General features: G+C 71.7%; 22 protein-coding genes, 1 tRNA gene and 1 pseudogene. 21 read left to right on the forward strand and 3 right to left on the reverse strand.

Annotation, left to right across the window (positions count from 1 at the left end):
* The first annotated feature begins 65 nt into the window (after positions 1-65).
* From ACH47Z_RS07405 to ACH47Z_RS07435, 7 genes are all read left to right on the forward strand, one after another.
* On the forward strand, positions 66-809 hold the full coding sequence (locus tag ACH47Z_RS07405; RefSeq protein ID WP_399071528.1) for an SAM-dependent methyltransferase: 744 nt from the start codon (positions 66-68) through the stop codon (positions 807-809).
* Between the two features lie 89 nt (positions 810-898).
* Positions 899-1462 (forward strand): CGNR zinc finger domain-containing protein, encoded by a 564-nt coding sequence (locus tag ACH47Z_RS07410; protein WP_399071530.1) that lies wholly within the window; start codon positions 899-901, stop codon positions 1460-1462.
* 228 nt (positions 1463-1690) lie between these two features.
* Positions 1691-2278 carry a sigma-70 family RNA polymerase sigma factor gene (locus ACH47Z_RS07415; RefSeq protein ID WP_079173430.1) on the forward strand — a complete coding sequence of 196 codons (588 nt, stop codon included), beginning with the start codon at positions 1691-1693 and terminating at the stop codon, positions 2276-2278.
* A 50-nt stretch (positions 2279-2328) separates the two neighbouring features.
* The gene (locus tag ACH47Z_RS07420) at positions 2329-3111 is read left to right on the forward strand and encodes an anti-sigma factor family protein (protein WP_399071532.1); all 783 of its coding nucleotides are present in this window, start codon (positions 2329-2331) and stop codon (positions 3109-3111) included.
* Between the two features lie 144 nt (positions 3112-3255).
* A complete protein-coding gene (locus tag ACH47Z_RS07425) occupies positions 3256-5604 on the forward strand; it encodes a HelD family protein (protein ID WP_399071535.1) in 2349 nt (782 codons plus the stop codon).
* 375 nt (positions 5605-5979) lie between these two features.
* A complete protein-coding gene (locus ACH47Z_RS07430; RefSeq protein ID WP_399071537.1) occupies positions 5980-7395 on the forward strand; it encodes an NAD-dependent malic enzyme in 1416 nt (471 codons plus the stop codon).
* 360 nt (positions 7396-7755) lie between these two features.
* The gene (locus tag ACH47Z_RS07435) at positions 7756-8037 is read left to right on the forward strand and encodes an HU family DNA-binding protein (protein WP_225096192.1); all 282 of its coding nucleotides are present in this window, start codon (positions 7756-7758) and stop codon (positions 8035-8037) included.
* A gap of 112 nt (positions 8038-8149) precedes the next feature.
* Here the strand turns inward: ACH47Z_RS07435 and murA are convergent, their stop codons facing one another.
* Positions 8150-9490: a UDP-N-acetylglucosamine 1-carboxyvinyltransferase gene (gene murA, locus ACH47Z_RS07440; protein ID WP_399071539.1), complete on the reverse strand. Its 1341-nt coding sequence runs from the start codon at positions 9488-9490 to the stop codon at positions 8150-8152.
* A 279-nt stretch (positions 9491-9769) separates the two neighbouring features.
* Between murA and ACH47Z_RS07445 the strand changes: the two genes are divergently transcribed.
* From ACH47Z_RS07445 to ACH47Z_RS07480, 8 genes and pseudogenes are all read left to right on the forward strand, one after another.
* Complete coding sequence (locus ACH47Z_RS07445) at positions 9770-10342, forward strand: YqgE/AlgH family protein (protein WP_399071541.1); 573 nt, start codon at positions 9770-9772, stop codon at positions 10340-10342.
* A 29-nt stretch (positions 10343-10371) separates the two neighbouring features.
* The gene (locus ACH47Z_RS07450; RefSeq protein ID WP_399071543.1) at positions 10372-10671 is read left to right on the forward strand and encodes a DUF3039 domain-containing protein; all 300 of its coding nucleotides are present in this window, start codon (positions 10372-10374) and stop codon (positions 10669-10671) included.
* A 189-nt stretch (positions 10672-10860) separates the two neighbouring features.
* Positions 10861-12564 (forward strand): beta-N-acetylhexosaminidase, encoded by a 1704-nt coding sequence (locus tag ACH47Z_RS07455; RefSeq protein WP_399071545.1) that lies wholly within the window; start codon positions 10861-10863, stop codon positions 12562-12564.
* A 277-nt stretch (positions 12565-12841) separates the two neighbouring features.
* Positions 12842-13735, forward strand: coding sequence for an FAD binding domain-containing protein (locus ACH47Z_RS07460; protein ID WP_399071547.1), 894 nt, complete (start codon positions 12842-12844; stop codon positions 13733-13735).
* Positions 13732-15528: a 2Fe-2S iron-sulfur cluster-binding protein gene (locus ACH47Z_RS07465; RefSeq protein ID WP_399071549.1), complete on the forward strand. Its 1797-nt coding sequence runs from the start codon at positions 13732-13734 to the stop codon at positions 15526-15528. Before ACH47Z_RS07460 ends, ACH47Z_RS07465 begins: the two co-directional genes overlap by 4 nt.
* Complete coding sequence (locus ACH47Z_RS07470; RefSeq protein ID WP_399071552.1) at positions 15525-17834, forward strand: xanthine dehydrogenase family protein molybdopterin-binding subunit; 2310 nt, start codon at positions 15525-15527, stop codon at positions 17832-17834. The genes ACH47Z_RS07465 and ACH47Z_RS07470 overlap by 4 nt, the downstream gene beginning before the upstream one ends.
* Positions 17835-17880: 46 nt before the next feature.
* Positions 17881-18239 (forward strand): annotated as a pseudogene (locus ACH47Z_RS07475) (phosphotransferase); the annotation flags it as partial.
* Positions 18240-18389: 150 nt separating this feature from the next.
* A complete protein-coding gene (locus tag ACH47Z_RS07480) occupies positions 18390-19550 on the forward strand; it encodes an SUKH-4 family immunity protein (protein WP_399071554.1) in 1161 nt (386 codons plus the stop codon).
* Positions 19551-19768: 218 nt separating this feature from the next.
* On the opposite strand, the gene ACH47Z_RS07485 is transcribed toward ACH47Z_RS07480, so the two are convergent.
* A tRNA-Cys gene (locus ACH47Z_RS07485) sits at positions 19769-19840 on the reverse strand.
* A gap of 175 nt (positions 19841-20015) precedes the next feature.
* Between ACH47Z_RS07485 and ACH47Z_RS07490 the strand changes: the two genes are divergently transcribed.
* The 6 genes from ACH47Z_RS07490 to ACH47Z_RS07515 all read left to right on the forward strand — a co-directional run bounded on the left by ACH47Z_RS07490 (position 20016) and on the right by ACH47Z_RS07515 (position 25841).
* On the forward strand, positions 20016-21488 hold the full coding sequence (locus ACH47Z_RS07490) for an MFS transporter (RefSeq protein ID WP_399071557.1): 1473 nt from the start codon (positions 20016-20018) through the stop codon (positions 21486-21488).
* A gap of 12 nt (positions 21489-21500) precedes the next feature.
* Complete coding sequence (locus ACH47Z_RS07495) at positions 21501-21698, forward strand: hypothetical protein (RefSeq protein ID WP_399071559.1); 198 nt, start codon at positions 21501-21503, stop codon at positions 21696-21698.
* Entirely contained in the window at positions 21698-22066 is a 369-nt protein-coding gene (locus tag ACH47Z_RS07500; protein WP_399071561.1) for a type II toxin-antitoxin system death-on-curing family toxin, read from the forward strand. The genes ACH47Z_RS07495 and ACH47Z_RS07500 overlap by 1 nt, the downstream gene beginning before the upstream one ends.
* Before the next feature lie 117 nt (positions 22067-22183).
* Positions 22184-23983, forward strand: a complete 1800-nt coding sequence (locus ACH47Z_RS07505; RefSeq protein WP_399071563.1) for a DEAD/DEAH box helicase — start codon at positions 22184-22186, stop codon at positions 23981-23983.
* 357 nt (positions 23984-24340) lie between these two features.
* A complete protein-coding gene (locus ACH47Z_RS07510) occupies positions 24341-24982 on the forward strand; it encodes an IclR family transcriptional regulator (protein ID WP_399071565.1) in 642 nt (213 codons plus the stop codon).
* Positions 24983-25049: 67 nt separating this feature from the next.
* Positions 25050-25841 (forward strand): S16 family serine protease, encoded by a 792-nt coding sequence (locus ACH47Z_RS07515; RefSeq protein ID WP_399071567.1) that lies wholly within the window; start codon positions 25050-25052, stop codon positions 25839-25841.
* A gap of 54 nt (positions 25842-25895) precedes the next feature.
* Here the strand turns inward: ACH47Z_RS07515 and ACH47Z_RS07520 are convergent, their stop codons facing one another.
* Positions 25896-26375: an Lrp/AsnC family transcriptional regulator gene (locus ACH47Z_RS07520; protein WP_399071569.1), complete on the reverse strand. Its 480-nt coding sequence runs from the start codon at positions 26373-26375 to the stop codon at positions 25896-25898.
* Positions 26376-26387 lie beyond the last annotated feature (12 nt).

Below are 26387 nucleotides of genomic sequence, written 5' to 3' on the forward strand. Positions count from 1 at the left end.
CCCCCGAAGCGGGGGTTCGTCGTAAATGACGTGCGTGAGGGCACTGCCGTTGGCACGCTGCCCCGGTGAATCGTGAACGGATCTCCCGCATCGCTCATGCCGAACACCCGGTCAAGTCGCCGCTCGACGACGACTCGGTGCGCCGGCTCCTGGAACGCGGCCTGCCGAGGGGCGACGAGCGGGTGCTCGACCTCGGCTGCGGTCAAGGGGAATGGCTTCTGCGTGCGCTGGTCACACGGCCGGGCGTGCACGCCGAGGGCGTGGACCTCTCCGAGGACGCCCTGGCCCAGGCGGCCACCGCGGCACGCGGCCTCGGCGTCCAGGACCGCCTCGTCCTGCACCACCAGAAGGCCGAGGAGTTCGCGTCCGAGGAGCCGTTCGACGTGGTCCTCAGCTTCGGGGCCGCGCATGCCTTCGGCGGACTGCTCCCCACCCTCGCCGCGGCCCGCAAGCACCTCGCTCCGGGTGGCCGCGTCCTCGTCGGGGACGGCTTCTGGGAACGTCCGCCGTCACCGGAGGCCGTCGAGATGCTCGGGGACTTCACCGACCTGGCGGACACCGTGGACCGGGTCGTCGCCGACGGATGGATCCCGGTCGACGGGCACGTCAGCACGCGCCGGGAGCTGGACGACTACGAGTGGGCCTGCTGGGGCTCGCTCGCCGCCTGGGCCCTGGACCACCCCGACGACCCGGACGGCGCGGAGGTGCTGGAGACCGCCCACGCCCGCCGTACCGAATGGCTGCGCGTCTACCGGGACACCTGGGGCTTCGTCTCCCTGGTCCTGCGCCGGACACCCGGTTCCGACTGAGGGGTTCCGGCTCGGCGTCCGGGCAGGCACTGTGAACGGGAGAGCCCTCACGGAGACCCCACGGTTCCTGCCTAGGCGGTGACAGGCACATGGCATTCGACGCCGGACGGATCTGTCTCGATCTCCTCGCGACCTCGCATCCGGACGAACGGCTGGACGGCGTCGGGGCGTTGTGCGTGTGGATCGGGGGCGTGGGCCTGGTGCCGGGCGGTACGTCGCTCGCTCACGCCGAGAGTCACTGGGTGGTCCGGTTCCGGGAACTGCGGGGGCACGTCCGGCAGTTGGTGCTGACCGGCGGCACAACCCCGGACACCGGCTCGTACGGCCACGCCCTCGCCCGCGTCAACGACCTCGCCCGTTCCGCGCCCCCGGCTCCCTGTGCCGTACGCCATGAGGGCGGCCGGCTCGCCAGGGAGTTGGCCGACCCGCCCTCCTGCTCCGCGCTGCTCGCCCTCGTCGCCCGGGACACCGTCGAGCTGCTCACCGACCCCGTGGCGCGGGCCGCCGTACGGGAGTGTGAAGGGGACAACTGCCCGCTCGTGTACCTCGACACCTCGCGGGGGCGGCGTCGGCGGTGGTGTTCCAGTGAGGTCTGCGGGAATCGGGAGCGGGTGGCCCGGCATCGGCGGCGGGCCGCCCTGGCGCGGGTGTGATGTGCGTAACACCGGGTTTTCCGGCCGCCCCGCACGGGCAACCCCGCCGCCCCGCCCACCCCTCGATCGATGTGTCGGAAATGTAAAGATCACGCGGCGGAAATGTGCGCGCATGTCCCGCTCGTCACGTCACCCCCAAGAAAACTGTCGCTTCCGTTTGAACACCGCGGCACTCACTTCCGTACGGGTGGGCGAGCGACCGACTGGGGGAACCCCCGGACACCGGAGGTGGGCGTGCGCAAGGATGCGGCCGTGGCCAATGAACGTGGATCGAGGGCCCGACATCGCATGTCCTCATCACAGCCCTCGGAACCAGATGAGGAGCTGATGCGTGCGCTGTATCGAGAGCACGCCGGACCTCTGCTCGCGTACGTCCTCCGGCTGGTCGCCGGTGACCGGCAGCGCGCCGAGGACGTCGTACAGGAAACGCTCATCCGTGCCTGGAAGAACGCCGGTCAGCTCAATCGGGCGACCGGTTCGGTACGCCCCTGGCTGGTGACGGTCGCGCGCCGCATCGTCATCGACGGCCACCGCAGCCGGCAGGCCCGGCCGCAGGAGGTCGATCCGTCGCCGCTGGAGGTCATCCCCGCGGAGGACGAGATCGACAAGGCGCTGTGGCTGATGACGCTGTCGGACGCGCTCGACGACCTGACCCCGGCCCACCGGGAGGTCCTCGTCGAGACGTACTTCAAGGGGCGTACGGTCAATGAGGCGGCCGAGACGCTGGGCATTCCCAGTGGCACGGTGCGCTCTCGGGTGTTCTACGCCCTGCGGTCGATGAAGCTGGCACTGGAGGAGCGGGGGGTGACGGCGTGATGAGCAATGGTTACGGGGGAATGCAGGGGTATGGCCCTGGTGGTCCGGGTATGTCTGGGCCCATGAGTCCCGGTTCAGGATCTGCGGTGCCCAGTGAGCACGAGACCGTCGGCGCCTACGCCCTCGGGATTCTCGACGACGCCGAGGCGACCGCCTTCGAGGCGCACCTCGCCGGCTGCGAGTGGTGTGCCCAGCAGTTGGACGAGCTGGCCGGGATGGAGCCGATGCTCGCCGCGCTCGCGGATCTGCCGGGCTCCGGCAGTACGCCCGCGATCGGCGACTCGCTGTCGGCCAGGCCCAGCCCGCGGATCGTGGAGAGGCTCGTCGACGAGGTGGCGGAGAAGCGCGCCCAGAAGCGGCGCCGCTCCTTCTACATGATCGCCGCGGCCGCCGCGCTGATCATCGCCGGGCCGCTGGCCGCCATCGCCGTCAACAGCGGCTCCAGCGGTTCGAACGGTCAGGTCACCGCGTCCTCCGCGCAGACCACCTTCTCCGCCATGGCGGACAAGAGGTCGGCCACCGACCCGGCGTCCCAGACCAGCGCGACCATCGGCATGGAGCAGAAGGACTGGGGCACCCAGGCCGTCCTGGAGCTGAAGAACGTCAAGGGGCCGCTCAAGTGCTCCCTGGTGGCCGTCGCCAAGAACGGGCAGCGCGTGACCATGTCCTCGTGGTCCGTCCCGAACTGGGGCTACGGCATTGCGAACGCGCAGACGGAGGAGTCCAAGAAGCCGCTCTACATCGGCGGCGCCACGGCCTTCAAGCCGAACGAGATCGACCACTTCGAGGTCGTGACCTTCGAGGGCAAGAAGCTGGTGCAGGTCGGCGCGTAGCGCCTGCGGCGGGCTCGGCCGGGGCTCCGGTTCCGGCCGACACTCGTCTGCCTCGCGCGCCTGGCCGGAACCGCGGTCCCGTAGCTTTGACGGCCCCCCTTCGCGTACGGTTGACGGCTGCCCAGCACGTCAGAAGGGGGCCCGGTGGCCGCTCAGGTTCAGCAGTCCGCGGTCGGCTCGGTACACGGCGTACACGATTCCGTCCGTGACCGGGAGATCAGCGTCGAACAGGAACACCTGGACCGGGTGTACCGGCGGCTGGAGGAGAAGATCCACGACGCCGAGTTCCTGCTGGAGGACGCTGCCAAGCGCGGCCAGGTCGGCACCCCGGGCGCGCTGGCCGAGCGCGACGCGCAGGTCTTCCGCGCCGGCATTCACCTGAACCGGCTGAACAACGAGTTCGAGGACTTCCTCTTCGGCCGGATCGATCTCCTTCTCGGCAAGGACGGGAAGAAGGGTCCCGACGGGGCGTACACGGCGGTGGAGCCGGCCGAGGGCGCCGTACGGGACGACAACACCGCCGACATCGCCGAGACCCTGCACATCGGGCGCATCGGCGTCCTCGACGAGGACTACGCGCCGCTGGTCATCGACTGGCGCGCCCCCGCCGCCGCGCCGTTCTACCGGTCCACCCCGGTCGACCCCGGACGGGTCGTACGGCGCCGGGTCATCCGGTCCAAGGGGCGCCGCGTGCTCGGCGTCGAGGACGACCTGATGCGGCCCGAGCTGACCGCCTACCTCGACGGCGATGAGCTGCCCGTCATCGGCGACGGCGCCCTCATGGCCGCCCTCGGCCAGGCCCGCGGCCACACCATGCGGGACATCGTCTCCTCCATCCAGGCCGAGCAGGACCTCGTCATCCGGGCGCCCGCCGCCTCGATCACGTACGTCGAGGGCGGGCCCGGCACCGGAAAGACCGCCGTCGCGCTCCACCGCGCCGCCTATCTGCTCTACCAGGACCGGCGGCGGTACGCCGGCGGCATCCTCATCGTCTCCCCGACCCCGCTGCTCGTCGCCTACACCGAGGGCGTGCTGCCCTCCCTCGGCGAGGAGGGCCAGGTCGCCATCCGTGCCATCGGCTCGCTGGTCGACGGGACGGAGGCGACCCTGTACGACTCCCCGTCCGTGGCCCGCGCCAAGGGCTCGTACCGGATGCTGAAGGTGCTGCGGAAGGCGGCCCGGGGCGCCCTGGAGCTGGGGCCCACCACTCAGCCCGCCCTCGACGAAGAGCCGCAGACGGTCACCGGGACGCCCACCCGGCTGCGCGTCGTCGCCTTCGGCCGCCGCCTCGAGCTGGAGTCGGCCGAGCTGGACCGTGTCCGCCGTACCGCCCTCGGCGGCACCGCCCCCGTCAACCTGCTGCGCCCGCGCGCCCGCAAGCTGCTGCTGGACGCCCTGTGGGCCCAGTCCGGCGCGGCCTCCCGGCACAGCGACCCCGAGCTGGCCGCCGAGCTGCGCTCCTCCTTCGACGAGGACGTGACGTCCGAGGACTCCTTCATCGCGTTCCTCAACGCCTGGTGGCCCGAGCTCACCCCGAAGCAGGTCCTCGCGGCCATGGCCGACGAGCGGCGGCTCGGCCGCTGGGCCCGGCGGGTCCTCAACCCCGGGGAGGTCCGCAAGGTCGCCCGCTCGCTGAAACGGGACGGCCTCTCCGTGCACGACATCGCCATGCTGGACGAGCTCCAGGCGATCCTCGGCGCCCCGGCCCACCCCAGGAAGAAGCGGGAGCTGGACCCGCTGGACCAGCTCACCGGGCTGGAGGAGCTGATGCCGGTGCGTGAGGAGACGCAGCGGGAGCGGGCCGAGCGGCTCGCCCAGGAGCGCACCGAGTACGCGCACGTCATCGTGGACGAGGCGCAGGACCTCACGCCGATGCAGTGGCGGATGGTCGGCCGTCGTGGCCGGCACGCCACCTGGACGGTCGTCGGGGACCCGGCCCAGTCCTCCTGGTCCGACCCGGACGAGGCGGCCGAGGCCCGCGACGAGGCCCTCGGCACCCGCCCCCGGCGCCGCTTCCAGCTCACCGTGAACTACCGCAACCCGGCCGAGATCGCCGAGCTGGCCGCCAAGGTGCTCGCCCTCGCCATGCCCGGCTCCAAGTCGCCGTCCGCCGTTCGGTCCACCGGGGTCGAGCCGCGCTTCACCGTTGTGCAGGACTCCCTGGCGGCGGCCGTGCGCGCGGAGGCCGAGCGGCTGCTGGACCTCGTCGACGGCACCGTCGGCGTGGTCGTCGCGATGAACCGGCGCGAGGAGGCCCGGCGCTGGCTGGCCGGGCTCGGCGACCGGGTGGTGGCGCTCGGCAGCCTGGAGGCCAAGGGCCTGGAGTACGACGCGACCGTGGTCGTCTCTCCGGCGGAGATCGCCGACGAGTCGCCGGCCGGGCTGCGCGTGCTCTACGTGGCGCTGACCAGGGCGACCCAGCAGCTGACGGTGGTGTCGGGGGAGCGGGACGAGCCCGACGCGGCCGGGGTGCCGGACCTGCTGCGGGACTGAGTTTCCTGTGAACTCCCCGCGAGGGGAATGGCCCCGGGCATCCGTTTGTTAGCCTGGGTACGGCACCGGCCCGATCCAAGCCCCCGGGCCCAACCTTTGTCCCTGCGAGGGACCACTTGCCGCGAGGCGAGCATGGCGGGTCGGTGTCGTCAAGCGTGAGAGACCCACGTCCGATGTGGCGTGGGTCTCTTCCTTTGCCCGGACGGCCCCTTTTCTTGCCTGATCGATTCTCGTATGGTGGAAGTGGTTTTCCGAAAACAGGCACCGCTCATGAACAAAACGTCCGCAATCCGAGGCGACTACCACGTACTCCGCGGTAGGTGCGACGATCGGACGGCACAACTCGCGACACGGTGAAAGCAGAGGAAGTCGGCCATGGCAACGGCGCCCAGCGTCTCCTACTCGATGACGGTCCGGCTGGAGGTGCCCGCCAGCGGAACCGCGGTCTCCCAGCTCACCACGGCCGTCGAGTCCCACGGAGGCTCGGTCACCGGCCTCGACGTCACCGCGTCCGGTCACGAGAAGCTCCGGATCGACGTCACCATCGCGGCCACCTCGACCGCGCACGCCGACGAGATCGTCGAGCAGCTCCGCCAGATCGAGGGCGTCACGCTCGGCAAGGTCTCCGACCGTACGTTCCTGATGCACCTCGGCGGCAAGATCGAGATGGCGTCGAAGCACCCGATCCGCAACCGTGACGACCTCTCGATGATCTACACGCCGGGTGTGGCCCGCGTGTGCATGGCGATCGCCGAGAACCCCGAGGACGCCCGCCGCCTCACCATCAAGCGCAACTCCGTTGCGGTCGTGACGGACGGTTCCGCCGTGCTCGGCCTCGGCAACATCGGCCCCAAGGCCGCGCTGCCCGTCATGGAGGGCAAGGCGGCCCTCTTCAAGCGCTTCGCCGGCATCGACGCCTGGCCGATCTGCCTGGACACCCAGGACACCGACGCGATCGTGGAGATCGTCAAGGCGATCGCCCCCGGCTTCGCCGGCATCAACCTCGAGGACATCTCCGCCCCGCGCTGCTTCGAGATCGAGGCCCGCCTGCGCGAGGCCCTCGACATCCCCGTCTTCCACGACGACCAGCACGGCACCGCCATCGTCGTTCTCGCCGCCCTGACCAACGCGCTGCGCGTCGCGGACAAGGCCATCGAGAACATCCGGGTCGTCATGTCCGGCGCGGGCGCGGCCGGTACGGCCATCCTCAAGCTGCTGATCGCCGCGGGCGTGAAGAACGCCGTCGTCGCCGACATCCACGGTGTCGTGCACGCCGGCCGCGCCGACCTGGTGGACGCCCCGGCCGACTCGGCGCTGCGCTGGATCGCCGACAACACCAACCCCGAGGGTCTGACCGGCACCCTGAAGGAGGCCGTGCGCGGCGCGGACGTCTTCATCGGCGTCTCGGCCCCGAACGTCCTGGACGGCGACGACGTGGCCGCCATGGCCGACGGCGCCATCGTGTTCGCGCTCGCGAACCCGGACCCCGAGGTGGACCCGGCGGTCGCCCGCCAGACGGCGGCCGTCGTGGCCACCGGCCGCTCCGACTTCCCGAACCAGATCAACAACGTGCTGGTCTTCCCGGGCGTCTTCCGCGGCCTGCTGGACGCCCAGTCCCGCACCGTCAACACCGAGATGATGCTCGCCGCCGCGCATGCCCTCGCCGACGTGGTCACCGAGGACGAGCTGAACCCGAACTACATCATCCCGAGCGTCTTCAACGACAAGGTCGCGGGCGCGGTGGCCGGTGCGGTCCGCGAGGCCGCGAAGGCCGCCGGCGCGACGGTCTGACCGTCCCGGCTCCGGGCGGCCGCCGGCACCCGCCGGGTGACGGCTGAAAGGCGCCCGGGCGTCGGGCCGGTGACACCGTGTCGTACTGTGCAGGGGCTGTGAGGATCACCACGGCGGCCCCTGCATCGGCGCGTCGCGGAACCACCGGATGCCGGGCGCCCTCTAGGGTGGCGCCGAGCAGGCGCTTTTCGTGTGACTCCCCAGGGTGTTCTCACGACTCCTACGGGTGCCGGATTGGCTTTCGCGCCGCAGGTAGGGGCAGGATGCGTCCCTGGGCGCGAGCGCATCGGCATCGCAGTGCCTCGGGCGGCTCCGCCGCGTGGCACACCCCAACGGCAAGAAAAACACGGGAGTAACAACATGAACCGCAGTGAGCTGGTGGCCGCGCTGGCCGACCGCGCCGAGGTGACCCGCAAGGACGCCGACGCCGTGCTGGCCGCGTTCGCCGAGACCGTCGGCGAGATCGTCTCCAAGGGCGACGAGAAGGTCACCATCCCCGGCTTCCTGACCTTCGAGCGCACCCACCGTGCCGCTCGTACCGCGCGCAACCCGCAGACCGGCGAGCCCATCAACATCCCCGCCGGCTACAGCGTGAAGGTCACCGCGGGCTCCAAGCTCAAGGAAGCGGCCAAGGGCAAGTGACCCTGCCGCCTCTGTGCCAACGGGACGGTGTAGGGGCCTTGTGAACACGACGAAGGGGCGGCACCCAGGTTCTCCGGGTGCCGCCCCTTCGTCGTCGCTGTCGGAAACGGGGTCAGCCGAGCGCCTTGCCCGGCAGCTCGACCTTGGCCCCCAGCTCCACGAGCTTCTCCATGAAGTTCTCGTAGCCGCGGTTGATGAGGTCGATGCCGTGGACGCGGGACGTGCCCTCGGCCGCCAGGGCCGCGATGAGGTACGAGAAGCCGCCGCGCAGGTCGGGGATGACCAGGTCGGCGCCCTGGAGCTTGGTGGGGCCGGAGACGACCGCGGAGTGCAGGAAGTTGCGCTGGCCGAAGCGGCAGTCGGAGCCGCCCAGGCACTCGCGGTAGAGCTGGATGTGGGCGCCCATCTGGTTCAGGGCCGACGTGAAGCCCAGCCGGGACTCGTAGACCGTCTCGTGGATGATGGACAGCCCGGTCGCCTGGGTCAGGGCCACCACCAGCGGCTGCTGCCAGTCGGTCTGGAAACCGGGGTGTACGTCGGTCTCGAGCGCGATGGACTTCAGCTGGCCGCCCGGGTGCCAGAAGCGGATGCCCTCGTCGTCGATCTCGAAGGCGCCGCCCACCTTCCGGTAGGTGTTCAGGAACGTCATCATCGAGCGCTGCTGGGCGCCGCGGACGTAGATGTTGCCGTTGGTCGCGAGCGCCGCGGAAGCCCAGGAGGCGGCCTCCAGGCGGTCCGAGAGGGCGCGGTGGGTGTAGCCGCCGAGCTTGTCCACACCGGTGATGCGGATCGTGCGGTCGGTGTCCATCGCGATGATCGCGCCCATCTTCTGCAGCACGCAGATGAGGTCCTCGATCTCCGGCTCGACGGCCGCGTTGGACAACTCGGTGACGCCCTCGGCCAGTACGGCCGTCAGCAGCACCTGCTCGGTCGCGCCCACGGACGGGTACGGCAGCCGGATCTTCGTGCCGCGCAGGCCCTTCGGCGCCTCCAGGTACTGGCCGTCGGCCCGCTTCTCGATCGTCGCGCCGAACTGCCGCAGCACGTCGAAGTGGAAGTCGATCGGCCGGCCGCCGATGTCGCAGCCGCCGAGGCCCGGGATGAACGCGTGGCCGAGACGGTGCAGCAGGGGGCCGCAGAAGAGGATCGGGATACGGCTGGAACCGGCGTGGGCATCGATGTCGGCGACGTTGGCGCTCTCGACGTACGTCGGGTCCATGACCAGCTCGCCGGGCTCGTCGCCCGGACGGACCGTCACCCCGTGCAGCTGGAGCAGGCCGCGTACGACGCGCACGTCACGGATGTCCGGAACATTGCGCAGTCGACTCGGGCCGCTGCCCAGCAGGGCGGCGACCATGGCCTTCGGCACGAGGTTCTTCGCACCGCGGACACGGATCTCGCCCTCGAGCGGGGTTCCGCCGTGGACAAGCAGGACATCGTCGTTGACGGTCATGAATCTCGCGTTCCGATGAGTTGGGCAGGGGGCGGCCGATCACTGTTGCGCGCGGGCCGGGAGAGACAGCGTAGTCGCCGATCACCCCCCGTTCGTAAGCCCAAGGACCGCCAAGCATCGTCATAGCTGTGTCACAACACGAACCGTGCGCTATCGGGCACATGGGGTCACCGCAGGCCGCTGTGCGCCGGGCCCGCTTCCCTACGCCCTGACCTGCGTCCCCCCGATTGCCCCGCATTGGCTCCCCACACCCGGGCAAGATGCGGGATCATGTCTGGCATGACCGAGGTGTCCTCGCTCACAGGGCGGCTGCTCGTGGCAACACCGGCCCTGGCGGACCCGAACTTCGACCGTGCGGTGGTGCTCCTTCTCGACCACGACGAGGAGGGCTCCCTGGGTGTCGTCCTCAACCGTCCCACCCCCGTGGACGTGGGCGACATCCTGGAGGGCTGGGCCGACCTCGCCGGTGAGCCCGGGGTGGTCTTCCAGGGCGGCCCCGTCTCGCTGGACTCGGCGCTCGGCGTCGCGGTCATCCCGGGTGGCGCGGGCGGCGACCGGGCCCCGCTGGGCTGGCGGCGGGTGCACGGCGCGATCGGTCTGGTCGACCTGGAGGCGCCGCCGGAGCTGCTCGCCTCGGCCCTCGGCTCCCTGCGGATCTTCGCCGGGTACGCCGGCTGGGGCCCCGGCCAGCTGGAGGACGAGCTGGTCGAGGGCGCCTGGTACGTGGTCGAGTCCGAGCCCGGGGACGTCTCCTCGCCGGCCCCGGAGCGGCTGTGGCGCGAGGTGCTGCGCCGCCAGCGCAACGAGCTGGCGATGGTGGCCACGTATCCGGACGACCCTTCGCTCAACTGATACGTGGGCGCTTCAGTACCCTGGGCGGTATGAGCACTCTTGAGCCCGAGCGCGGGACTGGTACGGGGACCCTCGTAGAGCCGACGCCACAGGTGTCCCACGGCGACGGCGACCACGAGCGCTTCGCCCACTACGTCCAGAAGGACAAGATCATGGCGAGCGCCCTCGACGGGACCCCCGTCGTGGCGCTGTGCGGCAAGGTCTGGGTGCCGGGCCGCGACCCGAAGAAGTACCCCGTGTGCCCCATGTGCAAGGAGATCTACGAGTCCATGGGCAGCGGCGGCGACAAGGGCGGCGACAAGGGCGGCGACAAGGGCGGCGACAAGTAGTCCCCCTCGTTCGAGGTTCAGCCTGAGGTTTCCAGGGCCCCGGCATGTGTGGAAAACGCGCGTGCCGGGGGCCTTCGTGTTGTCCGGTCACAAAGTGGTCCAGACCTCTTGTCGGCATGTTCATGTACTGCTTAGCCTTCGTGACGCTATTCCGATTCCGGCCGGGCGGCGCGGTAAAGGACTGATGACATGAGCGACGACAGGCAACTCCGCTTTCCGGAACCCGACGTGGCGCTGATTCCGGCACCGAGCCGACTCTCGGCCTCGCTGCCCGGCGGCGGCACCGGATACGTCATCGACGCGGACACCGAGATCGAGGCCACCGAGGGCACCGAGCGGGTCGCGCAATGGCTGCGCGCGACCGTCGGCGCGGCCACCGGATTCCCGCTGCGGCCCCACCGCGACCACGCGAACCGCGTTCTGCTGCGGATCATCCCCTCGCTCGCGGACGAACTCGGCAGCCCCGAGGCCTACCGGCTGTGTGCCGACGGTTACCTGATCGCGATCGACGGCGCGAGCGAGGCCGGCCTGTTCTGGGGTGCGCAGACCTTCCGGCAGCTGCTCGGCCCGGACGCCTTCCGGCGCGCCCCGATCACCCGCCGCGAGGCGTGGGAGTTCCCGGCGGTCACCCTCCACGACGCCCCCCGATTCCGCTGGCGCGGTCTTCTCCTCGACGTGGCCCGGCACTTCATGCCCAAGGAAGGCGTGCTGCGCTACCTCGATCTGATGGCGGCGCACAAACTCAACGTCTTCCACTTCCATCTGACCGACGACCAGGGCTGGCGGATCGAGATCAAGCGCTACCCGAAGCTGACCGAGACCGCGTCCTGGCGGACCAGGTCGAAATTCGGTCACCGGGCTTCCCCGCTGTGGGAGGAGAAGCCGCACGGCGGTTACTACACCCAGGACGACATCCGGGAGATCGTCGCCTACGCCGCCGAGCGGCATATCGCCGTCGTCCCGGAAATCGACGTACCGGGCCACTCGCAGGCCGCCATCGCCGCGTACCCGGAACTCGGCAACACCGACGTCATCGACACCACCGCCCTCACCGTCTGGGACAACTGGGGGATCTCCGCCAACGTACTCGCCCCCACCGACACCACCCTGCGCTTCTACGAGGGGGTGTTCGAAGAAGTCCTGGAGTTGTTCCCGGCGGACGCCACAGGCTCCACGGGGTTTTCGTCCTTTGTGCACATCGGCGGCGACGAATGCCGCAAGGAGCAGTGGACCGGGTCGGTGACCGCGAAGAACCGGATCGCGGATCTCGGGCTGGCCGACGAGGACGGCCTGCAGTCGTGGTTCATCGGGCACTTCGACGCATGGCTCTCCGCGCGCGGGCGGCGGCTGATCGGCTGGGACGAGATCCTGGAGGGCGGGCTCGCCGAGGGCGCCGCGGTGTCCTCGTGGCGCGGTTACGGCGGTGGGATCGCGGCCGCGCGGGCCGGGCACGACGTCGTCATGTGCCCGGAGCAGTACGTGTACCTGGACCACCGTCAGGCCCCGGGCGAGGACGAGCCGGTGCCCATCGGCTTCGTGCGCACCCTGGAGGACGTCTACCGGTTCGAACCCGTCCCGGACGGGCTCACCGAGGCCGAGGCCCGGCATGTGCTGGGCACCCAGGCCAACGTGTGGACCGAGGTGATCGAGGACACCGCGCGCGTGGACTACCAGACCTTCCCCCGGCTCGCCGCCTTCGCCGAGGTGGCCTGGAGCCGGCTGCCCGCCCCGGAGGAACGGGACTTCGCGGGCTTCGAGCGCCGTATGGCCGCGCACTACGCGCGACTTGACGCCCTCGGGGTCGCTTACCGGCCACCCGCCGGGCCCCGGCCGTGGCAGAAGCGCCCCGGGGTGCCCGGCCGCCCGATCGAGGGGCCGCCGCCGCACAAGTGACCGCCTCGCACGCGTGACCGCCCCGAACACGTGGTGAAGAACGCGCCAAGTGTCACCGAAGAGTGTCAATCGGCGCGCACCGGTGATGCCGTGCGAAATCGGACCATCTCCGTGATGAGGTGGGCGAATGCTCCCCAGTGCCTCTTAGTGCCTGCTAGCGGACCCCCGCGTTCGACTCTTGCGAAGATGTGCCAGAGTTGCCACGTCCGCCCTGTGAGCACGTACCGTACGGCCACACAGGTGGGACCAGGTGGGGCAGCGGGAAGGGGCAGCCGGTTTGACCACGCACGCACCGCAGGCGGCGCAGGCCGTCACGCTGCCCACGACGCTGGACGAGGCGGTGGCGGCCCTCGGCGCCCTGCCCACCGCCGTGCCCGTCGCGGGCGGCACCGACCTGATGGCCGCCGTCAACTCCGGCCAGCTCAGGCCCGCCGCCCTGGTGGGCCTCGGGCGGATCAGCGAGATCCGAGGCTGGCAGTACCAGGACGGCCACGCGCTGCTCGGCGCGGGACTCACGCACGCGCGCATGGGCCGCCCCGACTTCGCGGCCCTGATCCCGGCGCTCGCCGCCGCCGCTCGCGCCGCGGGCCCGCCGCACATCCGCAACGCCGGCACCCTGGGCGGCAACATCGCCTCGGCCGCCCCCACCGGGGACGCGCTGCCGGTGCTGGCCGCCCTGGAGGCGACGCTGGTCATCGCGGGCCAGGGCGGAGCCCGCCGGGAGATCCCGGTGTCGCACCTGCTGGCCGGCATGGAGATGCTGCGCGGCGGCGAACTCATCGGCTACGTGCGCGTACCGCTGCTGCACGCCCCGCAGGTCTTCCTGAAGGCGACTGGACGCACCGGCCCCGGCCGCGCGCTGGCCTCCGTGGCCCTCGTCCTCGACCCCGCCCGGCGCGGAGTGCGGTGCGCCGTCGGTGCCATAGCGCCGATGCCGCTCAGGCCGCTGGAGGCCGAGCAGTGGGTCGCGCAGCTCATCGACTGGGACAACGACCGCGCGCTCGTGCCCGAAGCCCTGACCGCCTTCGGCGAGTACGTCGCCGCGGCCTGCATCCCGGACCCGGCACCGGAGTCCGACGGCTCGGTGCCCGCGCTTCCGCCCGCCGTACTGCACCTGCGGCGTACCGTCGCCGCGCTGGCCCGACGAGCACTGGGGAGGGCGCTGTCGTGACCGACGACCAGCACGGAGAGAGCACGCCCCAGGGCGGCGGCCGCTGGGACCCGCTGCCCCAGGGCGACTACGACGACGGCGCCACCGCCTTCGTCAAGCTCCCCGAGGGCGGCATCGACGCCCTGCTGTCCGGCGACAGCCCGCTGGCCGCGCCGGGTCACGGCTATGTGCCGCCGCGGATAACGGCCGCCCCCGGCACCGGCGACCCCGCCACGACCGGCACCTGGGGCACGCCCGCGGGCGGCACCGAGTGGCCCGACCCGAACGCCGTGCCCCAGGGCGCGGACGACCGGTTCACCTACCAGCCCGGCGCGACCCAGCAGTGGACCTTCGACGAGCCCGCCGCCCCGGCCGCTCCCGGACACGACGTCACCGGGCAGTGGTCCATCCCCGTGGCTGGCGGTGACCTTCCGGACGAATCGGGCGAGTTCACCACATCGTCCCTGGTCGAGCAGTGGGGCGGCACCCCGCCGCCCACCCTGCCCGGCGGCGCGCCCGCGCCCTGGGCGACGGACGGCGCGGGCACCGCCTGGGACCAGAGCCCGGCGGGCGACGCTCCGGCACCGGACGCGTACGCGCGCGAGGAGCGGTACGGGCGCGGGGAGCAGTACGGGCACGCCCCGGCGGGGTACCCGGAGCCGGGCCGTACGGAGAGGCACCCCGAGTTCGGTCACCCGGAGGGTGGGCACGACGAGTTCGGGCACGGGCAGGGAGACACGCCCGGTGGAGCCGCTCCGGCGGACGATTCCGGGGAGCCCGGCGAACTCGCGGAGCACCAGGGCGAGTCCGTGGACGTCCAGGCCCCCGCACAGGCCCCTGAAGGCCCCCTCGACGGCCCGGCGGCCCACGAGGTGCCCGCGCCTCCCGGGTCCGCCCCGCAGGCCGCCACAACGGCGGACAGGGCCGCCACTTCTGCCGCGGCCGACGCCGACACCGACGCGCCGCACGACACGCCTGCGGACCCCGCCGAAGGAGCCACCGCACCCCCTGCGGAGGGACTCGCCGGTACCCCCGAGCCCGCCGCGGACCCGGCGGACCCGGCCCCGCGGCAGGCGGCCGAAGGCGAGAGCGCCGAGGAATCCGCCGCACCCCTCCCGCCGAACGACGACCACCCCCTCGCCTCCTACGTGCTGCGCGTCAACGGCGCCGACCGGCCCGTCACCGATGCCTGGATCGGCGAGTCGCTGCTGTACGTGCTGCGCGAACGGCTCGGCCTCGCGGGCGCCAAGGACGGCTGCTCGCAGGGCGAGTGCGGGGCCTGCAACGTCCAGGTCGACGGCCGTCTGGTCGCCTCCTGCCTGGTCCCGGCGGTCACCGCGGCCGGCAGCGAGGTGCGCACCGTCGAGGGCCTCGCCGCCGACGGGCAGCCCTCCGACGTGCAGCGCGCGCTCGCCCGGTGCGGCGCGGTGCAGTGCGGTTTCTGCGTGCCGGGCATGGCGATGACCGTGCACGACCTGCTGGAGGGCAACCCCGCGCCGACCGAGCTGGAGACCCGGCAGGCGCTGTGCGGCAACCTGTGCCGCTGCTCCGGCTACCAGGGCGTCCTGCGGGCCGTCCAGGAGGTCGTCGCCGAGCGCGAGGCCGCGCACGCCACCGGCGTTGAGACGGGCGCGGACGAGGCACGTATCCCGCACCAGGCGGGCCCCGGCTCCGGCGGCGTCAACCCGTCGGCGTTCGAGGCGCCCGGCGCGTTCGACACGCCGGAGCCCTACGGCTCGCCCGACCCGTACGCCACGCCCGACCTGTACGGCACGCACGACCAGCACTACGGCCAGGACGGAGGCCAGGTGTGAGCAACGAAGCCGCCACGGCGACCACCGCCGCGGACGTCGCCCCCGAAGCCGAGCCGTTCCCGCACGGCCTCGGCGTGTCCCTGCCGCACGCCGACGCGCGCGCCAAGACCGAGGGCACCTTCCCGTACGCCGCCGACCTGTGGGCCGAGGGCCTGCTGTGGGCGGCCGTCCTGCGCTCCCCGCACGCGCACGCGCGCATCGTGAACATCGACACCACGCACGCGCGTGAGATGCCCGGCGTCCGCGCGGTCATCACCCACGAGGACGTGCCCGGCACCCCCCGGTACGGCCGGGGCACCCCCGACCGCCCGGTGTTCGCCTCCGAGGTCGTACGCCACCACGGCGAGCCCATCGCCGCCGTCGCCGCCGACCACCCGGACACCGCGCGGATGGCCGCCGCCGCCGTCATCGTCGAGTACGAGGTACTCGATCCCGTCACCGACCCGGAGCACGCCTTCGAGGCCGAACCCCTGCACCCCGACGGCAACCTGATCCGGCACATCCCGCTGCACCACGGCGACCCGTCGGCGGTCGGCGAGGTCGTCGTGGAGGGCCAGTACCGCATCGGCCGCCAGGACCCGGCCCCCATCGGCGCCGAGGCCGGCCTCGCCGTGCCCCGCCCCGACGGCGGCGTGGAGCTGTACCTGGGCTCCACCGACCCGCACGCCGACCGCAACACCGCTGCGGCCTGCTACGGGCTGTCCCCCGATCGGGTGAAGATCGTCGTCACCGGGGTGCCCGGCGCCACCGCCGACCGTGAGGACCAGGGCTTCCAGCTGCCGCTCGGCCTGCTCGCGCTCAAGACCGGCTGCCCGGTGAAACTCACGGCCACGCGCGAGGAGTCCTTCCTCGGCCACGCCCACCGCCACCCCACCCTGCTCCGCTACCGCCACCACGCCGACGCCGACGGCACGTTGGTCAAGGTGGAGGCGCAGATCCTGCTGGACGCGGGCGCGTACGCCGACACCTCCGCCGACGCGCTCGCCGCCGCCGTCTCCTTCGCGTGCGGCCCGTACGTCGTCCCGAACGCCTTCATCGAGGGCTGGGCCGTACGCACCAACAACCCGCCCTCCGGCCATGTACGCGGCGAGGGCGCGATGCAGGTCTGCGCGGCCTACGAGGCGCAGATGGACAAGCTGGCGAAGAAGCTCGGCCTGGACCCGGCCGAGCTGCGCCTGCGCAACGCGCTCGCCACGGGAGACGTCCTCCCCATCGGCCAGACGGTGACCTGCCCGGCCCCGGTGGCCGAACTCCTGCAGTCCGTACGCGACTTCCCGCTCCCCGCGCTGCCCAAGGACGAGCCCGAGGAGGACTGGCTGCTGCCCGGCGGCCCGGAGGGCGCGGGCGAGCCGGGCGCGGTGCGCCGGGGCGTCGGCTACGGCCTGGGCATGGTGCACATGCTCGGCGCGGAGGGCGCCGACGAGGTGTCCACGGCGACGGTGAAGGTCCACGACGGCGTCGCCACGGTGCTCTGCGCCGCCGTGGAGACCGGCCAGGGCTTCACCACGCTGGCCCGCCAGATCGTCCAGGAGACCCTCGGCATCGAGGAAGTCCACGTGGCCCCGGTCGACACCGACCAGCCACCGGCCGGCGCGAGCTGCCGGGGCCGCCACACCTGGGTCTCGGGCGGCGCGGTGGAGCGCGCGGCCAAGATGGTCCGCACCCAGCTCCTCCAGCCGCTCGCCCACAAGTTCGGCATGTCCACGGAACTGCTCCAGATCACCGACGGCAAGATCACGTCGTACGACGGCGTCCTGTCGACCACCGTCACCGAGGCGATGGAGGGCAAGGAGCTGTGGGCCACGGCGCAGTGCCGCCCGCATCCCACCGAGCCCCTGAACGCCTCCGGGCAGGGTGACGCGTTCGTCGGGATGGCCTTCTGCGCGATCCGCGCGGTGGTCGACGTCGACATCGAGCTGGGCTCGGTGCGGGTGGTGGAGCTGGCGGTGGCGCAGGACGTCGGCCGGATCCTGAACCCGGCCCAGCTGGCGGCCCGGATCGAGGCGGGCGTGACCCAGGGCATCGGCATCGCCCTGACGGAGAACCTCCGTACGCCTCGCGGCCTGGTCCGCCACCCCGACCTGACGGGTTACGCCCTCCCCACCGCCCTGGACGCGCCGGACATCCAGATCGTCAAGCTGGTGGAGGAACGCGACGTGGTGGCGCCCTTCGGCGCCAAGTCGGCCAGCGCGGTCCCGGTGGTGACGGCCCCGGCGGCGATCGCCTCGGCCGTGCGCGCGGCGACGGGCCGCCCGGTCAACCGTCTCCCGATCCGCCCGCAGGCGGCGGTGGTGACGGACCCGTGAGCCGCGGTCGCGCGTGATCGACGGGGTGGTGGTCATCACCGGGGTGATGGCCGCCGGCAAGTCGACGGTGGCGCAGCTCCTGGCCGGGGGGTCCCCCCACGCCTTTAGGGCAGGTGGGGGAGCCTGCCGCGCGCGGCGCACATCCGGGGCGACGTGTTCCGCCGGATGATCGTCCTGTCGGCGGCCGCGGCGGACACGTACGCGGAGGCCGGCTTCACGGCGGTCGTACAGGACGTGCTGCTGGGCGAGGACCTGCGGGCGTACACCGGCCTGATCCGCACCCGCCCGCTGTACGTCGTCGTCCTGGCACCGGACGCGGACACGGTGGCGGCCCGGGAAGCGGCGCGGGCGAAGACCGGGTACGGGACGGCGTGGACGGTACCCGAACTGGACGAGGAACTGCGCCGGCGCGCAACGTGCGCGGGTCGCCTGACGTCCTTCCTGGTGAGGGCCGTTGTCAGTGGGGCGGCGTAGTCTGCGAAGCAGTGGGGGCGGCAGCGCTCACGGACGCAGGGCGGGCATGGACCCATCGACGGGGAAGATCGCGGGGGAGCGATGAGCACGACCGACACCGGGAGTACGGCGATCACGCTGACCGAGGCGGAGCTGGACCGCTACGTCACGCACGCGCCGACGCGCGGCCTGCTCGGCGGCGCCGGACTGCCCGCGGCCACCGACCTGCTGACCTTCTCCCCGCTGCGCACCCACGGCCTGCGCACGCTCGCCGACGCCGCGGAGGCCCCCTTCCGGCTGGCGGAGGAGTTGAGAACCCGCCTGGTGATAGGCGAACTGCTGACCCCGGCCGGCATGGAGCGCGAGTCGATCCTGCTCGACGGCGCGTCGGGCGAGCTGACGACGGCCTACCTCTTCGACCCGTCCGAGCCCCGCCCCTTCGCGCCGTCCCTCGCCACGCTGCTGCGCTTCGCGGCGGTCACCGAGGAACTGACGGGCCTGCGCGGCCGTTTCGCGTCCCTCGCGGGGCGGTACGGCCCCCAGACGGCCGCCGAGGCGACCCGCCGCCTGCTCTCCCTCTTCGAGGAGGGCGCGCACGGCGAGGTCCCGCCGTACTGGAAGGCGGCGGCCCTGATCCGCCCGCTCACCCTCGTCGCCGGCCCCGGCACGGCGTCCGGCCTCACCCTGGACGTCCCCGCACGTGTCCTGGACCAGGAGTTCGGGCACGGCCGGGTGACCCGCTTCGAGGAGGTCGACTTCCCGCCGACACTCACCCACGAGCCGACCCGGCGCTTCCTGCGCGAGACGGGCCTGCCGGAACAGGCGGTCCTCTTCTTCACCGACACGGACGTCCCCCTCCCGACCCTGCGGGAGTACGTCACGGAGGAGCACCCGGGCCACATCACGCCCGACGAACTCCCGGCCCACGCGGACCACTTGATCCGCCTCGGCCGTCTGCTGGAGGACACCAGCCTGGTGGTCGACGGCAGAACGGGCGCGGTACTGACGTTCAGCGAGCCGGACGCGACACTCCATCCCCTGAACACCGACGTCTCCACCCTCGCCTTCACCCTCTGGCTGCTGCACCACGAGCGGTCCATCGCCAGCCACCTGTACCGCGAGCCGACGACCCTGTCCTACGAGGACCTGGCCGCCGCCATGATCCACACCCTGTCGACGGTCGACCCCACGGGCACGTCCCCCGACACCGACTGGCACTACTGGACGGCGGTCTTCCAGGACGAGGCGGGCGGGGTGCTCTGACAGCACCCGGAATGCGCCCGACACCGAGTGGCTGACCGGATCGGTCCGACGCGATCTTGGACGTGCACACAGCGACCTGATTGATGCTGTGAGCGAGTCGTTACAGGGCAGTGATGCCGTCCCACGCCCCAACTGAGACGGCAACTGAGACGGAGGACCAAAAGGGCGGGCCCCCTTCCGGGGTGCCGCCCTTTCCTTTTGCCTGGTCAAGCCACCAGAGGCCGTGGCGGGAATCGAACCCACGTAACTCGCTTTGCAGGCGAGCCCCTAAACCACTCGGGCACACGGCCGTGTTCGTGGGAATGAACTTACGAGGGGTCGGGGAGGGGGCTCAAGGGGAACGGCGGGGCTGCAATGTGACTGCCACACCACGTTCATGAAACGGGGGACGTACGACCAAGGTCGCAGGTCGGACCCGACTCCCGACAGGGGTGAAGGGGGCTTGTGGGCCTTACTCTGGCGGGCATGACCGCCCTGGAGCCCCGCGACGCCGATGTCGTGACCGAAGACGCCGAGACCGCCACCGAAAGAGAAGGTGTGCTGGGTCGGTCGTATCGGGCGCTCAGCGTCGGGATCGTCTCCGTCGTGCTGCTCATCGCCTTCGAGGCGACCGCTGTCGGGACCGCGATGCCGGTTGCCGCGCGGGAGCTGGACGGAGTGGCGTTGTACGCGTTCGCGTTCTCCGGGTACTTCACCACCAGCCTGTTCGGGATGGTGCTGTCCGGGCAGTGGTCCGACCGGCGCGGCCCCCTCGGCCCGCTGAGCACCGGCATCGCGGGGTTCGCCGCCGGGCTCGTCATCGCCGGCACCGCCCAGGTGATGTGGGTGTTCATCCTGGGCCGGGCTGTGCAGGGGCTCGGCGGCGGGCTGGTCATCGTGGCGTTGTACGTCGTCGTCGGCCGCGCCTACCCCGAGCGGCTGCGGCCCGCGATCATGGCGGCCTTCGCGGCGGGCTGGGTGGTCCCCTCCATCGTCGGCCCCCTCGCCTCCGGCGCCGTCACCGAACACCTCGGCTGGCGCTGGGTCTTCCTCGGCATCCCCGCCCTCGTCGTCCTCCCACTCGCCCTCGCCCTGCCGCAGATACGCCGCCGGGCGTCCGGGCCGGTCCAGGCCGAAAAGGGCGCCGGCTCCTTCGACCGGCGGCGCATCCGGCTCGCCCTCGGCATCTCCCTGGGCGCCGGACTCCTCCAGTACGCCGCCCAGGACCTGCGGCCCCTCGCCGTACTCCCCGCACTGGCCGGTGCCGCGCTGCTCGTGCCCGCCATCCACGGCCTCCTCCCGCACGGCACCTACCGCGCGGCCCGCGGGCTGCCCTCCGTCGTGCTGCTGCGCGGACTGTCCGCCGGTTCCTTCATCGCCGCCGAGTCCTTCGTCCCGCTGATGCTCGTCACCCAGCGCGGGCTGTCGCCGATGCTCGCCGGGTTCTCGCTCGCGGCGGGTGGGCTGACCTGGGCGCTGGGCTCGTTCATCCAGTCCCGGCCGCGTCTGGCGCCGTACCGGGAGCGGCTGATGACCGTCGGGATGGTGCTGGTGGCCGCCGCGATCGCCACCGCGCCCAGTGTGCTCGTGCACTCCGTGCCCGTCTGGATCGTCGCCGTCGCCTGGGCCTTCGGCAGCCTCGGCATGGGCCTGGTGATCTCCTCCACCAGCGTGCTCCTGCTCCGGCTGTCCGCCCCGGAGGAGGCCGGCACCAACTCCGCCGCGCTCCAGATCTCCGACGCCCTCTCCAACGTCGTCCTGCTCGCCACCACCGGCGCCGCCTTCGCGGCCCTGGGCGGCGGCAACACGGCGACCGCCACGGCCACCACGGCCGACGCCGGCCATCCCGGCGCCTTCGCGGCCGTCTTCCTGCCGATGGCAGGGGTGGCGCTGGTGGGGGCGTGGGTGACGACGCGGCTGCGGGAGCGTCATCCGGTGGCACCGGGTGGTACCACGTAGTACCGTTGGGTCATGGCTGGACTGAACCTGCGGTTTACGGACGAAGAGCTGGATGCCCTGCGGGCGCGCGCCGCGGCCGAGGGTCGTAGCATGCAGGCTTTCGCGCACGACGCGGTGATCGCAGCCATAAACGAGCACTCACGCCTGTTCAACGAGGCGGCCGAGCACGTGCTGAAGGCCAGCGCCGAGCTGAACCGAAGGCTCGCCTGATGCACTACCTCACGCTCTCCGAGTTGCTGAACCTGGTCCAGCGGCTCGGGGCGGACGACGTGCGCGACTACGGGCTCCTGGACTCGGCGCTTGCACGTCCCCAGTCGAGCGTGTTCGGGCAGGACGCCTACCCGGACGTGTGGCAGAAGGCCGCAGCCCTCATGGAGTCCCTCGCCCGCAATCACGCACTCGTGGACGGCAACAAGCGTCTCTCCTGGTATGCGACCTGGGTCTTCCTGCACATGAACGGGCATCCGCTGGACCCGGACTTCGACGTCGACGAGGCCGAGCGCTTCGTGCTGGACGTCTGTCAAGGAGCGCTGGACGTGCCCAAGATCGCGGCACAACTGCCGCGCTTCGCGCGCTGACTGTGACGTGGATCCCACCCGCGGGCGACCCGGCCTCGTCCGGGCGTTGACGGTGGGGCGGCGCCGGTAGGGTGGCCCGGTTGTCATACGTAGCCGCCCGACCCCGCCACGGAGACCGTGACTACCACCGCCGCCACCTCCGCCTCCTCCCACCACCTCTCGCCCGCCTTCCCCGGCCGGGCCCCCTGGGGTACCGCCAGCAAGCTGCGTGCCTGGCAGCAGGGGGCGATGGAGAAGTACGTCCAGGAGCAGCCACGTGACTTCCTCGCCGTCGCCACGCCCGGCGCCGGCAAGACGACCTTCGCGCTGACGCTCGCGTCCTGGCTGCTGCACCACCACGTCGTGCAGCAGGTGACCGTGGTCGCGCCGACCGAGCACCTGAAGAAGCAGTGGGCCGAGGCCGCGGCCCGGATAGGCATCAAGCTCGATCCCGAGTACAGCGCCGGACCGCTCGGCAGGGAGTACGACGGGGTCGCCGTCACCTACGCCGGTGTCGGCGTACGGCCCATGCTGCACCGCAACCGCGTCGAGCAGCGCAAGACCCTCGTGATCCTCGACGAGATCCACCACGCCGGTGACTCCAAGTCGTGGGGCGAGGCGTGCCTGGAGGCGTTCGAGCCCGCGACCCGGCGGCTCGCGCTGACCGGTACGCCGTTCCGGTCCGACACCAACCCCATCCCCTTCGTGACGTACGAGGAGGGGCAGGACGGGATCCGGCGGTCCGCCGCCGACTACACCTACGGCTACGGCAACGCCCTTGCCGACCATGTCGTGCGGCCCGTCATTTTCCTCAGTTACAGCGGCAACATGCGCTGGCGTACGAAGGCCGGTGACGAGATCGCCGCCCGGCTCGGCGAGCCGATGACCAAGGACGCGATCAGCCAGGCCTGGCGGACCGCGCTCGACCCGCGTGGCGACTGGATGCCGAGTGTGCTGCGCGCCGCCGACCAGCGGCTGACCGAGGTCAGGAAGGCCATCCCGGACGCGGGTGCGCTGGTCATCGCCTCCGACCAGGATTCGGCGCGTGCGTACGCCAAGCTGATCCGCGAGATCACCGGTACGAAGGCCACGCTCGTGCTGTCGGACGACGCGGGCGCCTCGAAGAAGATCGACGAGTTCAGTGACAGCAACGATCGGTGGATGGTTGCTGTGCGGATGGTGTCCGAGGGCGTCGACGTGCCGCGGCTCGCGGTCGGGGTGTACGCGACGACGATCTCGACCCCACTCTTCTTCGCGCAGGCCGTCGGGCGTTTCGTACGGTCCCGGCGGCGTGGCGAGACCGCGTCCGTGTTCCTGCCGACCGTGCCCGACCTGCTGACCTTCGCCAACGAGATGGAGAAGGAGCGGGACCACGCCCTCGACAAGCCGAAGAAGGAGGGCGAGGAGGACCCGTACGCCGAATCCGAGAAGGAGATGGAGGAGGCGAACAAGCAGCAGGACGAGGACACCGGTGAGCAGGAGCAGTTCTCGTTCGAGGCGCTGGAGTCCGAGGCCGTCTTCGACCGGGTCCTCTACGACGGTGCCGAGTTCGGTATGCAGGCGCACCCGGGGAGCGAGGAGGAGCAGGACTATCTCGGCATCCCCGGGCTGCTCGAACCCGACCAGGTGCAGTTGCTGTTGCAGAAGCGGCAGGCCCGGCAGATCGCGCACAGCCGCAAGAAGCCGGACACCGAGGCCGATCTGCTGGAGCTGCCCGCGGAACGGCGGCCCGTCGTCTCCCACAAGGAGATGATGGAGCTGCGCAAGCAGCTCAACACCCTGGTCAGCGCGTACGTCCACCAGAGCGGCAAGCCGCACGGAGTGATCCACACCGAGCTACGGCGCGTGTGCGGAGGCCCGCCCAGCGCGGAGGCCACGGCGGGACAGCTGCGGCAGCGCATCGCCAAGGTGCAGGAGTGGGCGACGCGCATGCGCTGACCCGCCCACCCGCCCACCCGACTCGGTCGGCCGGGGAGTCGTCGGCGTCGGTTGCTGCCCCGGACGCCGGTGAGGCGTGTGTGCGTGTGCGTATCCGGACGAATGCAGGCAGGCCGGATCAGGCCTTGCCCGGATTCTGGACGGAGACTTCCGCTCAGCGAACTGGCTTCGCTACTGTCCGGCTACACACACGCCCCGTGGCAGCGTCGCCGCGGAGCGCGGCCGTGAAGCGACCTGGCCCGGAGCCGCCGGAGCCGTCCTGCCGATCGGCGGCCTCTGAACGCGTCGCCGACGGGACTCGGTCACGCATCCGCCGCTCAGGGGCCCGCCGGCCTCACCACCAAAGGAGTGGGCGTCGTGACCGCGGAGACCTCTCAGACGCTCGACCGGGGACTGCGTGTCCTGAAGCTGCTGGCCGACACCGACCACGGGCTGACCGTCACCGAGTTGTCCACGAAACTGGGCGTGAACCGTACCGTCGTGTACCGGTTGCTCGCCACCCTGGAACAGCATGCGCTGGTACGGCGTGACCTGGGCGGGCGAGCCCGGGTCGGCCTCGGGGTGCTGCGCCTCGGCCGGCAGGTGCACCCGCTGGTCCGGGAGGCCGCGCTGCCCGCGCTGCGCTCGCTCGCCGAGGACATAGGAGCGACGGCGCACCTGACCCTGGTCGACGGGACGGAGGCGCTGGCGGTCGCCGTGGTCGAGCCGACGTGGACCGACTACCACGTGGCGTACCGGGCCGGTTTCCGGCACCCCCTGGACCGGGGGGCGGCGGGCAAGGCCATTTTGTCGGCCCGGCAGTCGCCCTCCACCGATCCCGGGTACACGCTCACGCACGGCGAACTCGAGGCCGGTGCGAGCGGGGCGGCCGCGCCGCTGGTCGGGGTCACCGGGGTCGAGGGCAGCGTGGGCGTCGTCATGCTGGCGGACTCCGTACCGGAACGGGTCGGGCCCAGGGTGGTCGAGGCCGCCCGGGAGGTGGCCGAGGCGCTGCGCTGAGCAGACCCCTGCGGCTGCGAGACACAGGGCATGAGGCGATACGCGAGGGTCACGTTAGATTGATCCCGTGCTCTCACGTCTCACACGTCCCCAGGCCGTAGCCGTCTGCGCTCTGCCCGTCGTGGCGCTGCTCGCCACGGCGGCGTTCGCGCCGCTGCCGTTCTCGGTGGCCCAGCCCGGGATGACGGCGAACGTGCTCGGTGAGAACAAGGGCACCCAGGTGATCACGGTCTCCGGGGCGTCGGCCCGGCGGACCAGCGGGCAGCTGCGGATGGTCACCATCGAGGCGACCGGACCGGACGCCCGGGTGTCGCTCCTGGACGTGCTCGGCAACTGGTTCCGCACCGACCGGGCCGTGATGCCGCGCGACGCCGTCTACCCGAGCGGGGACACCGTCAAGGAGATCGAGCAGCACAACGCGGCGCAGATGCAGCAGTCCCAGGACGCGGCGACGCAGGCGGCGCTGAAGTACCTCGGGCTGAGCGCCGACAAGGTCAAGGTCTCGCTGAAGCTCGCCGACGTGGGCGGGCCGAGCGCGGGCCTGCTGTTCACGCTGGGGATCATCGACAAGCTGGACGGCGACGGCAGCGGGGGTGATCTGACGGGCGGGCGCACCATCGCCGGTACGGGCACGATCGACGCCGACGGCACGGTCGGCGCGGTCGGCGGGGTGGCCCTGAAGACGCAGGCCGCCCGCCGGGACGGGGCCACCGTCTTCCTGGTGCCGAAGGCCGAGTGCGCCGACGCCAAGGCGGAACTCCCGAAGGGCCTCAAGCTGGTCCCGGTCACCACGCTCAAGGGTGCCGTGAACTCGCTGACGGTCCTGGAGAAGGGGAAGGGCTCGGTCCCGAGCTGCTGAGCCCCACGGCCCCGGCGACCTCACGAACCCCTGCGGCGCCTCACCCCAGACAGGTCACGTTCCTTCGCTGTCCCGGGCGGCCTGTTCCACCAGCGGGATGATCCGCAGCGGAACGGGGTTCTCCATGACGATCGCCGTGGAGGCCCGGACGATGCCATCAAAACCGACGACCAGGTCGATCACCCGTTGAAGATCGGCGTTCGAGCGGGCCACCAGCCGGCACAGCATGTCCCCGCTGCCGGTCGTGGTCAGCAGCTCCAGCACCTCCGGCACGGTCGCCAAGTACGCCCGGACGTCCGGCCCTTGGCCCTGCCGGATCTGCAGCGTGGCGAAGGCCGTCACCGGGTATCCGAGGGCCGCCGGATCGACCTGCGGACCGAATCCGCGGATGACTCCGTTCGACTGAAGCCGGTCGAGGCGCGCCTGCACGGTCCCGCGCGCCACGCCCAGCCGCCGGGACATCTCCAGCACCCCGATGCGCGGCTCCCGGGCCAGGAGCACGATGATCCGCCCGTCCAGATGATCGATCGCCACGGCCCCTCCCGG

Origin of the sequence: Streptomyces sp. NPDC020192, assembly GCF_044388685.1 — a bacterium.
Lineage (GTDB): Bacteria > Actinomycetota > Actinomycetes > Streptomycetales > Streptomycetaceae > Streptomyces.